The organism is Xanthomonas sp. D-99 (genome assembly GCF_017746145.1).
GTDB lineage: Bacteria > Pseudomonadota > Gammaproteobacteria > Xanthomonadales > Xanthomonadaceae > Xanthomonas > Xanthomonas cissicola.
Genome location: NZ_JAGHWU010000055.1, coordinates 1 through 12811, shown reverse-complemented (window position 1 = coordinate 12811; position 12811 = coordinate 1). Strand labels below are relative to the sequence as shown.

The 12811-nt window shown below is 63.7% G+C and carries 12 protein-coding genes; 7 read left to right on the top strand and 5 right to left on the bottom strand.

The annotated features are described in order from the left end of the window. The first annotated feature begins 89 nt into the window (after positions 1-89). Entirely contained in the window at positions 90-914 is an 825-nt protein-coding gene (locus tag J7360_RS16775) for a hypothetical protein (protein ID WP_007970540.1), read from the top strand. Positions 915-1003: 89 nt separating this feature from the next. Here J7360_RS16775 and fabB read toward each other — a convergent pair whose 3' ends face one another. Both fabB and fabA read right to left on the bottom strand, forming a co-directional pair. Continuing rightward, positions 1004-2212 (bottom strand): beta-ketoacyl-ACP synthase I, encoded by a 1209-nt coding sequence (gene fabB / locus J7360_RS16770; RefSeq protein ID WP_089111646.1) that lies wholly within the window; start codon positions 2210-2212, stop codon positions 1004-1006. Next, positions 2212-2727, bottom strand: a complete 516-nt coding sequence (gene fabA / locus J7360_RS16765) for a 3-hydroxyacyl-[acyl-carrier-protein] dehydratase FabA (protein WP_003484052.1) — start codon at positions 2725-2727, stop codon at positions 2212-2214. Before fabA ends, fabB begins: the two co-directional genes overlap by 1 nt. 346 nt (positions 2728-3073) lie before the next feature. Between fabA and dinB the strand changes: the two genes are divergently transcribed. From dinB to J7360_RS16745, 4 genes are all read left to right on the top strand, one after another. After that, the gene (gene dinB / locus J7360_RS16760; protein WP_099802334.1) at positions 3074-4153 is read left to right on the top strand and encodes a DNA polymerase IV; all 1080 of its coding nucleotides are present in this window, start codon (positions 3074-3076) and stop codon (positions 4151-4153) included. A gap of 142 nt (positions 4154-4295) precedes the next feature. Then, the gene (gene gph, locus J7360_RS16755; RefSeq protein WP_057662981.1) at positions 4296-4946 is read left to right on the top strand and encodes a phosphoglycolate phosphatase; all 651 of its coding nucleotides are present in this window, start codon (positions 4296-4298) and stop codon (positions 4944-4946) included. 405 nt (positions 4947-5351) lie between these two features. Beyond that, entirely contained in the window at positions 5352-7595 is a 2244-nt protein-coding gene (locus tag J7360_RS16750) for a TonB-dependent siderophore receptor (protein ID WP_209034299.1), read from the top strand. A gap of 58 nt (positions 7596-7653) precedes the next feature. After that, positions 7654-8616 carry an alpha/beta hydrolase-fold protein gene (locus J7360_RS16745; RefSeq protein ID WP_057662975.1) on the top strand — a complete coding sequence of 321 codons (963 nt, stop codon included), beginning with the start codon at positions 7654-7656 and terminating at the stop codon, positions 8614-8616. Between the two features lie 38 nt (positions 8617-8654). Here the strand turns inward: J7360_RS16745 and J7360_RS16740 are convergent, their stop codons facing one another. Together J7360_RS16740 and J7360_RS16735 are read right to left on the bottom strand one after the other, a co-directional pair. Next, positions 8655-9041 carry a TfoX/Sxy family protein gene (locus J7360_RS16740; RefSeq protein ID WP_022559997.1) on the bottom strand — a complete coding sequence of 129 codons (387 nt, stop codon included), beginning with the start codon at positions 9039-9041 and terminating at the stop codon, positions 8655-8657. Further along, positions 9038-9520, bottom strand: a complete 483-nt coding sequence (locus J7360_RS16735) for a GAF domain-containing protein (RefSeq protein WP_003484068.1) — start codon at positions 9518-9520, stop codon at positions 9038-9040. The genes J7360_RS16740 and J7360_RS16735 overlap by 4 nt, the downstream gene beginning before the upstream one ends. Before the next feature lie 330 nt (positions 9521-9850). On the opposite strand from J7360_RS16735, the gene bioD reads away from it, so the two are divergent. Next, a complete protein-coding gene (gene bioD / locus J7360_RS16730; protein WP_209034297.1) occupies positions 9851-10525 on the top strand; it encodes a dethiobiotin synthase in 675 nt (224 codons plus the stop codon). Between the two features lie 113 nt (positions 10526-10638). Here bioD and J7360_RS16725 read toward each other — a convergent pair whose 3' ends face one another. Continuing rightward, positions 10639-10974: a phasin family protein gene (locus J7360_RS16725; protein ID WP_003484072.1), complete on the bottom strand. Its 336-nt coding sequence runs from the start codon at positions 10972-10974 to the stop codon at positions 10639-10641. A gap of 1154 nt (positions 10975-12128) precedes the next feature. On the opposite strand from J7360_RS16725, the gene J7360_RS16720 reads away from it, so the two are divergent. After that, positions 12129-12776, top strand: a complete 648-nt coding sequence (locus tag J7360_RS16720) for an MBL fold metallo-hydrolase (RefSeq protein WP_244667823.1) — start codon at positions 12129-12131, stop codon at positions 12774-12776. Positions 12777-12811 lie beyond the last annotated feature (35 nt).

Below are 12811 nucleotides of genomic sequence, written 5' to 3'. Positions count from 1 at the left end.
AATTTATGCTTCCTTCCTACTGGAGTGCAGTTTTTTTATTTAGGCACTTGCTAGAGTCCGATCGTGTCCAACGCGGCCAGGAGTCAAAAATGGTGATTGGCAACGTGTCATCCATGACATCGCATGCGGCGACCGGCATTGATGTGGAAGCGGGTATCGAAAGTCAGGCTGCCTCGGTACCCGCCACACCCTCCGGCGAATATGCGTTGTCTTCGCTTGGACGGGCACCATCCCGTGCGGCGATTCGGGCCAATACCGACGTTTCTGCAGAGCCCTTGCATGCCGATGCGCCGGGCTTATTGCAGCAGGTGGGCGCATACGGCGGCCCGTTAGTGGACGCAGCGGCGTCGGGGCTCTCGGTGGCCGCTGCACAACTGTCTGCGTCGCAGCAGCGGCCAGCCGAGCTCACCAGTATTGTCAGTGGTGCCCTGTGGGCTGGTGGCGCGGTCATCAACCAGGCCGGCAACGTGCCCGCCAATGCATTGGTTTCAAGCGCCAATCTGGTAGGCGCTGCCGCTGGCGTACTCAGTGCGCTGGCTCCTTCGCTGAACGGAAACGACAGCACCCGTGTGACGTATGCATCGGCGGCGGCCTGGGCATTGAACGGTGGGGCCAACCTAGTGCGTGCTGCCAGCGATACCGCCACCGTTCTCCCAAGCCGGGTGCTGCAAGGCGTCAGCGGTGCAGCAAACATCGCCGCTGCCGGGCTTGCCGCTGCCGCCACTACGGCCGCTCAGCAGGACGCGCCGCTCACGGCGGTGAAACTTAGCACCGCTTCATCCGTGGTCTGGGGCATCGGCGCGGCTGCCGCGTTCGGATCGGCCTGGATGGCGCGTCCGCATGAAACCCCCTCTGCAGCCGCAGCGTCGTCTGATGACCGCAGTCGGCCCAGCAGCCTCGGACAGGGCTCTTGATCAGCGGTTTACGTAGGCGCTGCAGCGCGACAGACGAAATCATGTGAATGCCTGCATCGGCTTGGCTGGCACCGATGCGGGCAGATGGTTTAGGTGCGTCCGAAGACCAGTGTCGCGTTGGTGCCACCAAAGCCGAAACTGTTGGACATCACCGTGTTCAAGGTCGCGTCCTGCGTCTGCCGCAAGATTGGAAAGCCTTCGGCGCGCGGATCGAGTTCGTCGATATGCGCCGAGCCGGCCATGAAGCCATCGCGCAGCATCAGCAGGCTGTAGATCGCCTCGTGCACGCTGGCCGCACCCAGCGAGTGCCCGGAGAGCCCCTTGGTCGAAGACAGCGGCGGCACGTTGTCGCCGAATACCTCGCGCACCGCGCCCAGTTCGGTGACATCGCCCAGCGGCGTGGACGTGCCATGCGTGTTGAGGTAATCGATGGGACGCTGCAGCCCCTGCATGGCCATGTGCATGCAGCGCACGGCGCCTTCGCCGCTGGGCGCGACCATATCGGCACCGTCGGAGGTCACGCCATAGCCGAGCAGTTCGGCATGGATGCGTGCGCCGCGTGCGATGGCGTGATCGTAGTCTTCCAGCACCAGCATGCCGCCGCCGCTGCCGATGACGAAGCCATCGCGCTGCGCATCGTACGGGCGCGAGGCCACGGCGGGGCGATCGTTGAAACCGGTGGACAGCGCGCCCATCGCATCGAACATCACGCTCATCGTCCAGTGCAGTTCTTCGCCGCCACCGGCGAACATCACGTCCTGTGCGCCATGCCGGATCAGATCTGCCGCCGCACCGATGCAATGCGCAGACGTCGCGCACGCGGCCGACAGCGAGTAGCTCAGTCCGCGTATTTTGAACGCAGTGGCCAGCGATGCGGACACCGACGAACACATCGTGCGCGGCACCATGTATGGGCCCACCTTGCGCACGCCACGGTTGCGCAGCAGATCGGCGGTTTCCACCTGCCATTGGCTGGAGCCGCCACCGGAGCCGGCAATCACGCCGGTACGCAGGCCGCTGACCTGCTCGGCATCCAGGCCCGCATCGGCGATCGCATCGCGCATTGCCAGGTATGCGTAAGCCGAGGCATCGCCCATGAAGCGCTTGAGCTTACGGTCGATCAGGCTGTCCAGATCCAGCGCCACCGCACCGCCGACCTGGCTACGCAGGCCTGCCTCGGCGTGATCGGGCAGCGCGGTGATGCCAGAGCGGCTCTCGCGCAGTGCGCTGGAGACGGTGTCCAGATCGTTGCCCAGGCATGAGGTGATGCCCATTCCGGTAATGACGACGCGACGCATCAGAAATTCTCCGTTGAAGTGAACATGCCCACACGGAGATCCTTGGCGGTGTATATCTCGCGCCCATCTACCAGCATGCGTGCATCGGTCTGCGCCATCACCAGCTTGCGGTTGATGACGCGGCTGACATCGATCTCGTAGCGCACCAGCCTGGCGCTGGGCAGCACCTGGCCGGTGAACTTGACCTCGCCGCAGCCCAATGCGCGGCCACGGCCCGGCGCGCCGATCCAGGTGAGGAAAAAGCCGGTGAGCTGCCACATCGCATCCAGGCCCAGGCAGCCTGGCATCACCGGGTCGCCGATGAAGTGGCAGCCGAAGAACCATAGGTCCGGGCGGATATCCAGTTCGGCACGAATCACGCCCTTGCCATGTGCGCCGCCGGTGTCGCTGATCTCGGTGATGCGGTCGAACATCAGCATCGGATCATTGGGCAGACGGCCACTGTCGGGCGCAAACAATTCCCCACGCGCGCTGGCCAGCAATTGGTCGCGCGAGTACGTACTTTGACGAGTCATGACGAACGTTTCCTGCAAGGAGCGAAAGGCGAGGCCGGGAAGGGTGCATGAGGTCGCGCGGTTCAATCAAACGTTTTATCCGTACGCATGCGTGCTGTTTTCCGCTGACTGCGCAGTGCGCAGATACGCTGCTTCATGCCACATCACAGCGCTCGGGCCTGCGGTCGACGCGTGCGTGCGGGCCTGCGTCGTCGGCCTTGCACGCGCTGTCGTCGGATGCGCGACCGTTGGTGTTCGGTGCGCGCTCGTGCTCGCTTTACGAATGCGCGGCGATGTCTCTCGACGCAAGATGTGAGACGACGCTGGCTTATCATGGGCGCAGACCTGCGACAGAGAAATCCGCTTGATGCGCAAGATCGTGCACGTGGACATGGATGCGTTCTATGCGTCCGTGGAGCAGCGTGACGACCCTAGCCTGCGTGGCAAGCCGGTGGTGGTGGCCTGGCGCGGTGCGCGTTCGGTGGTGTGCGCGGCCTCCTACGAAGCGCGGACCTTCGGCATTCGCTCGGCAATGCCGGCCGTGCGTGCCGAACGCCTGTGCCCGGATGCGATCTTCGTGCCGCCGGATTTTGCGCGCTACAAGGCGGTGTCGCGGCAAGTGCGCGAGATTTTCCATCGTCATACCGACTTGGTGGAGCCGTTGTCGCTGGACGAGGCATATCTGGACGTCACGCAAGCCAAAACCGGCATGCAGCTGGCCACCGAGGTCGCGCAGTCGATCCGCACGCAGATCCGCGAAGAAACCCAGCTCACGGCATCGGCCGGCATCGCGCCGAACAAGTTCCTGGCCAAGATTGCGTCGGATTGGCGAAAGCCCGATGGCCAGTTCGTGATCGCGCCCAGCCGCGTGGATGCATTTCTGCTGCCGCTCAAGGTCAATCGCATTCCCGGCGTGGGCAAGGTGATGGATGGCAAGTTGGCGGCGCTGGGCATCGTCACCGTGGCCGATCTGCGCCAGCGGCCATTGGAAGAACTGCAGGCGCATTTCGGCAGTTTCGGTCAGAGTCTGTATCGCCGCGCGCGCGGCATCGACGAGCGCCCGGTCGAGCCGGATCAGGAAGTGCAATCGGTGTCCTCGGAAGACACCTTCAGCGAAGATCTGGCGCTTGATGCGTTGGACCCGCACATCCTGCGCCTGGCCGAAAAAACCTGGCTGGCCACGCGCCGCACCGAACGCATCGGCCGTACCGTCGTGCTGAAATTGAAGACCTCGAATTTTCGCATCCTGACGCGCTCCTACACGCCCGAGCAGCCGCCTACCTCGCAGGAGGCGCTGGCGCAGATCGCCCTGGCATTGACCCGCCGCGTGGAGCTGCCCGCGCAGACGCGCTATCGCCTGGTCGGTGTGGGCTTGAGCGGTTTCAGCGATGTCGAGGATGGCGCGGTGCAGGGGCAGTTGTTCGGCCAGATGCCGCCGTTGGAGTGAGCGGTCCGTGCTGCATTGCATGCCGCATGCGGCGATGGCTGCATCTGACGCAGGCGGCGAGCAACCCCCAGCGCTTCGCAGTGACGCGCGCTGAATCCTGCACTGCGTACACTGCGCCTCTCCCACACACGAGGCCGTCCGAATGTTTCCGTATTCGCTGGTGATCTTCGATCTGGATGGCACGCTGGTGGACAGCGCACCCAATATTGCCGAGGCTCTCAACGGCGCCTTGCAGGAGCTGGGGCTACAGCAGTTCAGCGAAGAAACGATCCGCGGCTGGATCGGCGAAGGTGTGCATGTCCTGCTTGCCATCGCACTGCGCGAAGCCGGCAGCACCTGCGATGCCGATGCGGCGATGCCGGTGATGATGCGCCATTACGAGGCGAGCCTGCTGCACGACCCGCAGTTGTATCCCGGCGTTGCCGAGGCGCTGACGGGCTTGCGCGATGCGGGCGTCACGCTGGCCTTGTGCACCAACAAACCTGCGCGTTTTATCGCGCCGTTGCTGGAGCATCTGGGCATCGCCAGGCACTTCAGCCGTGTGCTCGGTGGCGATTCGTTGCCGCAGCGCAAGCCCGACCCGGCGCCGCTGCTGCAGCTTGCCAACCATTTTCAGCGTAGCCCGCAACAGTGTTTGATGGCCGGCGATTCGGCCACCGATGCCGCAGCCGCGAATGCCGCCGGCATGCCGTTGGCAATGGTGCGTTACGGCTATCTGCGTGGCTTCGATGTACAGACCGCCGGTGCCGTGGCCATCATCGACGACATGCGCGAGCTGCTTGCGTTGAGGTAAGGCGCGCTGCGCGATTGGCGTGTGTTGCAGACACCGCCTTTATCAACGCGTAGCCTGCAACACCGCTCTGCGTCACGGCGTTCGGCGCTTTCGATCGACACCAGTTGCGCGACCGTCGCGTCTATACGCCGTTGATGCAGATGCCCGCGATGCGTGCGCCGGACGTGACTGTATGAGCTGCCGCAGTACTGCACTGCCGGCATGCAGCTGCGCCATCACCACAATTCGATTTGAGAATGAATCGCATCTGTGTAGAATGCCTGGACAATCTTGACTGCGGCACTGCCTCGCACACCCATCGTGCGCCTGCTGCACGCAGCACCCCCACCGTCTCACCTCAAGCCGTCGCCAGAGGTCTATCTCCTGTCGAGAGGTTTGAAAATGTCCGCATCACGCCGGCCATGGATGCCTGTGCCTGCACGTTGTCCCATCCTGTCCCATCGTCAGCTGGTGCTGGCTGTTGCGGTGGGTTGCGGCAGCTGCATCTTCAGCGCCTCCGCCGAAGACACTGTCGCCGATCCGCAATCGCTGGACACCGTGCACGTCACTGCAGCGCAGATTGCGCGCCAGGCGCTGGGTACATCGGTCATCACCGCCGAAGATATCGAACGGCGCCCGCCGGTCAACGATCTTTCGCAGCTGCTGCGCAGCATGCCGGGCGTCAATCTCACCGGCAACAGTGCCTCCGGGCAGTACGGCAATAACCGCCAGATCGATCTGCGCGGCATGGGGCCGGAAAACACGCTGATTCTGGTCGATGGCAAGCCGGTGGGATCGCGCGATGCGGTGCGCATGGGGCGTAGTGGCGAGCGCAATACACGCGGCGACACCAACTGGGTGCCGGCCGATGCGGTGGAGCGCATCGAGGTGCTGCGCGGCCCGGCGGCAGCGCGGTATGGCTCGGGCGCCTCCGGTGGCGTGGTCAACATCATCACCAAGAAACCCACCGGCGATCTGGCCGGTGCGATGACGGTGTTCGGTCTGGTGCCGCAGCACAGCGCCGAAGGCGGCGGTCAACGCACCGGATTCCAGTTCAGTGGCCCGCTGTCGGACACGTTTTCGTTCCGTCTGTACGGCAATCTCAACAAGACCGATCCGGATTCGCTGGAGCTCAATCGCCGCTTTGCGAGTAACTCCACTGCAGTGCCGCCGGCCGGGCGCGAGGGCGTGCGCAACAAGGACATCAATGGCCTGTTGCGCTGGGATCCGATGGAAGGGCAGGTGATCGAACTCGATGCCGGCTTCAGCCGCCAGGGCAATCTCTACGCGGGCGATCGCGCGGTCAGCGCCGATGGTCTGGCCGGCGCCGATCTCACTGCCTTGTTCGGCAGCGAAACCAACACGATGCTGCGCCGCACGTTCTCGCTCACCCATCGCGGCACCTGGGCGCTGGGCACCTCGCGCCTCACCGCCGCCTACGAAGGCACCGACAACACCCGCCTCAACGAAGGCCTGGCCGGTGGCCCGGAAGGGTCCATCGCCGCCGACCTGCTCGATTCCACCGCCACGCTCGATAACCTCAACATCGACGGAGAGTTCAACCTGCCACTGCAGGCATGGGCCGAACAGGTGCTGACATTCGGTTTCGAGCGCCGCCAGAGCCGTCTCAACGATGCGTATTCGATGTCGCAGACGGTGACCGCCGGTGGCGGCTTCCCCGGTCTGGATGCAGGCACGCGCAGTCCACGCAGCCAAGCCTCGCTCAGTGCCGTGTATCTGGAAGACAACATCTACGCCAGCGAGCGGCTGACGCTGACGCCAGGCGTACGCCTGGATCACCACAGTCAGTTCGGCAACAACCTCAGCCCCAGTCTCAACGTGCAGTACAGGCTCAGCGAAGACTGGTTGCTCAAGGGCGGCATCGCGCGCGCCTTCAAGGCGCCCAACCTGTATCAATCCAACACCAATTATCTGTATTACACGCGCGGCAATGGCTGCCCGGTGCTGTTCCCCAACCTCGGCTCGGGCTGCTATATCCAGGGCAACGACACCCTTGATCCGGAAACCAGCATCAACAAGGAGATCGGCATCGAGTGGGCACCGCAGAGCGGCCACCATGCCTCGCTGACTTACTTCCATAACGCGTACGACGACAAGATCGTCGCCGGCCTGGTGCCGGTCGGCACCACCGCCGATGGACGCGGGCAGGTCTTTCAGTGGGCCAATGCATCGGAGGCGATCGTGCAGGGCGTGGAAGGCAATCTCACCCTGCCGTTGTTGGGTGAGCAGGGCCGCGTGTTGAAGTGGAATAGCAACATCACCTACATGATCGAGAACAAGAACACCGCGACCGGTCAGCCACTGTCGGTGATCCCGGAATACACGGTCAACACCACGCTGGATTGGCAACCGACGCAAGCGTTGTCGCTGCTGCTCGCCGGCACGTTCTACGGCAAGCAGGAATCGGCCACGCAGTCGAGCACCAGCGGCGGCGCCATCGCCCCCGACACGCGCGAGCCCTACGATGTATGGAGCATCAGTGCGCGCTACCGCGTCACCCGCACGGTCAGCCTTGGCGTGGGCGTGGACAACCTGTTCGACACCCGGCTGTTTCGCGAAGGCACCAACAACACCGGTGGTGCAGCAGGCGCGGCCACCTATAACGAACCGGGGCGCGCGTACTGGGCGACGTTGCGCTTTGGTTTCTGAGGTTGGCCACCACAACACTGCCGCTGCCGGGCGGGCGGTGCGCATGAGGAGAGCTTCGATGCATCGCTGTCGGTGGACCGTTTGCATTTGCATGTCGCTATCGCTCGTGTGTGCCACACCGGCACTCGCGCAGCCGGATCTGTCTCGCACGATCGGCAGTACCGTTGCCGACCGTGCCAGCGCGTCCTATGTGTTCAGCGCGCTGCGACTGACGGCTGCCGACGGACAACGGCGGTATCGCGTACGGATCGCCGTGCCAAAAACGCCACCGCCGACGGCCGGTTATCCGGTGGTGTATCTGCTGGATGGCAACGCGGCATTGATGGAGCTGGACGCGCATCTGCTCGACAGCCTGTCCACGCACGGCGATGCACCGGTATTGGTGTTCATTGCCGATGACAGCGCGCTACGCATCGATGCGATCGGCCGCAGCCTGGATTACACGCCCGCGCGTTACGGCGACGGCCGCGTGGAGACCGATCCGTTGAATCCGCAACGTCGCACCGGCGGCGCGGCCGCGTTCGCGCAACTGATCGCGACGCGCATTCGCCCGCAGGTGGAGGCGCGCGTTGCGGTGGACACTCGCCGGCAGACCGTGTGGGGTCACTCGTACGGCGGGCTGTTCGTGTTGCACGTGCTGCTGACGCAGCCGCAGCTGTTTCAACACTACGTCGCGTTGGATCCGTCGCTGTGGTGGGGCGATGGCTTCATCGTCGATCAGGCGCACCGCGTGGTGGATGCTGCGAAATCGACAGACGCACACACGCCGCAGGTATCGCGGAGCGTGACGGTGATGGCAGGCGAGGGCGAACCTGCCACACGCAACCCAGCGGCACGCGCCACGCCAACCGAGCGGCCCGGAAGGCCGCGCGCAGATCCGCACGCAGCCCCCAAGCTCGTCGCGCTGCTGTCCTCGCTACCGGGCATCAAGGCCGACTATCGGCCGCTTCCCGGTCTTACACACGGACAGACGCTGGGTGCCTCGCTCGCACCCACGCTGCGGGACGCCGCCGCGCGTTGACGCCATGCGCCGCATGGACGGTGCCGCACGCCGCGCGCTCAGTCGTCGTGTGTCGTCTCCGCGGCGTCATCGTCCGCAGTGTCCGCATCGCCGTGCATGTCGTTGTCGTCGGCACGCGCGTAATGCACGGTTTCCACGGGTCCGCCGATGGCGCGGCCGCGCACCGGCAGCAGCGCGCTGGCCGCTTCGTATTCGGCCAGCAAGGCATGGCGTCGCGCTTCGGGCACGTCCTGCCAATGGCAATCGGCCAACGCGCCTTCCAGCGAATACAGCAGATTGAGGCTGGGCTTAAAGCCCGCGCGGCGCACCTTGACGAATGCGCCCACCGCACCGACCGCTTGCAGGTCCTGCTGCGTGCGCAGTCCGACCTGGCGCAGCCACGCCGCGCTCTTCGGGCCGATGTTGCGCATCCGCTCGGTGGTCACGCCAGCGCGTCTACGAAGAGTTGCGCAATGGCTTCCAGGCCACGTTGGTCGTCGGCATCGAAGCGGTCCAGCTCCGGGCTGTCCAGGTCCAGCACGCCGATCAGCGCATCGCCCTTGACCAGTGGAATCACCAGCTCCGAGCGCGATGCCGAATCGCAGGCAATATGCCCAGGGAACGCGTCCACATCGGCAATGCGCTGGCTCTGCCGGGTACTGGCAGCCGCACCGCACACGCCCTTGTCCAGCGGAATGCGCACGCATGCCGGCAGGCCCTGGAACGGCCCCACCACCAGCTCGCGGCCGTCGTAGAAGTAGAAGCCGGCCCAGTTGAGCGACGGCAACGAATGGAAGATCAGCGCGGCCAGATTGGCGGCATTGGCGATCCGGTCCGGCTCGCCGTGCACCAGTGCCTGGGCCTGGGCGGTGAGCTGGGCATATTGTTCCGGCTTGCTGCCGGTCAGCGAAGAGGTGGTGAACATCGGCAAAGTTTAGCAGTGGCCGTCTTGCAGCGTGGTTGCGACCGGGCAGGGAACGCGCGCGAGCTGCCATCGGCAGGGCGCTCCGACCTGCTGGCATCACAACATGCAGAATTCGCCGGAAGCGGCACGCATGTTCGACACCGCGCTCTTATCTCGCGTGCCCGACCGCGGACATCGGCACCTGCTCCCACCAAGGCAGCCAGGGCCGCGCACGTAGGCAGCGTGCTCCCGCAGGCAAACGAGAAACAACCGGCCTCAGCCATGGATCCGGTGCGCACGTTATGCTGCGCGCCCTTACGGCAATGGCGGCGCGGCCGCAGGATCAGGCGTATGCAGCATCCGGCTTTTTATGTCACCGGCACCGATACCGGCATCGGCAAGACCATGGGCAGCACCGCGCTGCTGCACGCGTTGCGCGCGCGCGGCCACAGCGCCGTCGGCATGAAGCCGGTGGCCAGCGGCTGCGAGCACACGCCCCACGGCTGGCGCAACGAAGACGCGCTCGCGCTGCAGGCGGCCAGCGATCCTCAGCCGGATTACGCCGTGCTCAATCCCTACGCCTTGCCGGCGCCGCTGGCACCGGAGCTGGCAGCAGCTGAGGTCGGCGTGACGCTGGCGCTGGCGCCCATCGCACACGCGTTCGCGCAATTGCGCACGCAGGCCGAGGTGGTGGTGGTGGAGGGCGTGGGTGGATGGGCCGCGCCGCTGAGTGCGACGCTGGATCAAGCCGATCTGGTGCGCGCCTTGCAGCTGCCGGTGGTGCTGGTGGTCGGCGTGCGGCTGGGCTGCATCAACCACGCGCGCCTCACTGCTGCTGCCATTGCTGCCGATGGACGGCAGTGCATCGGTTGGATCGCCAATGAAGTGGATCCGAAGATGGAGCGCATCGAAGAGAACATCGGCATGCTGCGCCAGCGCCTGGCGACGCCGTACTGGGGCCGGATCCCGTGGCGCCCGGGCGCCGAGGCTGCCGCCCAGGCGCAAGGGCTGCAGTTGCCGCGCTAGCTGGCACGGCGTGCTTGCGCAGGCAATAAAAAAGCCCGACAGAGGGAGGGATCTGTCGGGCCGGATTGCACGGGGGGAGGGACCCATGCAAAGACGCTGAATTTTATTGGCGCTTACTTACGCCGGGTCTTGCCTGATGCGCCGGCCTGATCGCTGCCGTTTTCGAACTGCTGCTTGGCGAACTGCCCAAGCTCGCTGGACATCTTCAACCCCAGCCCGACCACTTCCTGATTGACCGAGGCCAGGCGTTCCAGGTTATCTCGCGCTACCTGCAGGCCTTTCGGCCAAAGCGTCTGATACGCGCCCAGATCGCGCGCCTGCGCGAATTCGCCGAAGAAGCTGCTGGTCGCGTTGACGTTGCGTTCCAGCGTCTCCAATGCCAACTGGTTGGCACGTGCTGCGGCAGAAGCGAACTGGCTGGTGAAACTGTTTTCGAACTGCGCCGACATTGCGAACCCCTTGGGGAAAGCCGTGACCGTTTGTTGCGTTGCAGCATACACCTATATTGCTGCGATGCAACACATCTGCTGAAGATTTTCCGAACGGCGAACGGTAATCGGTCCCTCGCTTCATGTTGAAGAACTGCATCAATCGCGTGCATAGAGGCCCGGCTCCTTACTTTAGTTGCCGTAGGTAGGTGCCTTGAGCACCTTCGGGCGCCTCATTCCCTTGCCCGGCAAGCGAGCACAACAATTCCGTAAAAACCATGATTGCAACTCGTCCAGAGAGTCTAGGAATGCCAACGTACGTTGTCCTTGCAGGCAGGCGAGCGACGCAACTTGCGTGGACCCGCCGAGGCAGCTCCCAATCCGTTGGGACAACGACCGAAAGGTCGTCCATTGGTCAACGGAAGATGCTTCCCAGCGAAGAGACTCGCTGGCGAAGGGGCAATGTTCCCCACACCTATCCTCGGCTGTATGGCTGCGCTGATACGAAGAGTGATCGCCACCGTATATCCGGGTGGCAGTTCCATCGTACGGCGGCGCGCGGTGTGGCAAACACGCTGATCATAATGCCGGACTCTTCAGCCAATTGCGTGACCGAGAGAACGTTGCACACGGATCGTCCGTGCGTAAATTTATCGATCCAAACGCGCTGCTCGAAGATCGAATGAGTATTTCGATCCCTCGGGTGGCGCGCCAACTCAAATCGAAACGCGCTCTGTGATGGATGTACGCGTCTGTCGCCGTCGCTGTGCTGGTTCTGCGACCTCAGTTTCAATGTTGGCATGGACCAGCGCACGATCATCTATCTGACCTGCATTGCAGCCATGTAAGGTCCGGCAACCAGCAGAACGTGAGCGTAGCGTCGGAAGATCTGGGGAATAAGGATTTCCGATCTGTCTGTGGCCGGCGATATCTGTCTCATCAACGACGGCGCAACCGCGCTCACTTGACCAGGCATCAATCACGGGTGCCGATCGCGCGCAAAAGCGCAGCCTTCTTCGCTGACACAAGCGTCACGTTGGGTTGATGAATAATTGTTCCAGCCCCCGAGCTTCACTCTGGCGCCAGTCGAACTGCTGTAGCAGCAGCTCTCATCACGGTCGTTGCTTACATCGAACGCTCTCCGCTCGATCACCGTTAGTCGAAAGGCCGCAAAAATGAACGATATTGTGCACCCGGTTCGCGGGTGTCTTTCGGGCATCCTGACGCTTTCCCTGGTAGTCGCCTCCGGCGTTGCAGTCGCTTCCAGCACTGGCACTGCGCATCGCACCATGCCGGGCAGCGCGAGTACAGCTACTCAGGAGGTGAATCGCCGCGTTCTCTCCCAGCTCGATTTCAGCGATCGCGCAGACTTCGATTTGGCAAGGCGCGGATTGATCGCCCCGTTCGACGGCATCATTCGCGGTGAGAAGGGACAAGTCATCTGGGATATGCGTTCCTACGCATTCCTGCAGGACGAAACATCACCCGATACCGTCAACCCTAGCCTGTGGCGGCAGGAGCGCCTGAACCGCATCGCGGGGCTCTTCAAGGTGACAGAGCATGTGTACCAGGTGCGTGGCCTGGACCTGTCGAACATGACCATCATCGAGACCGCTACTGGGCTGGTCGTTATCGACCCCTTGGTATCCAAGGAAACGGCCAAGGCGGCGCTGGATCTTTATCGAGCAAACGTAGGTCGGCTGCCGGTAAAAGCGGTGATCTACTCCCATTCCCATGTAGACCACTACGGTGGGGTCAAGGGTGTGGTCGATGAGCGCGAGGTCCAACAGTGTCAACAACAACTTCAAACTGACCCACCTTGAACGCTGATCAGCAACTTAGGGAAGGTCTGAACAAC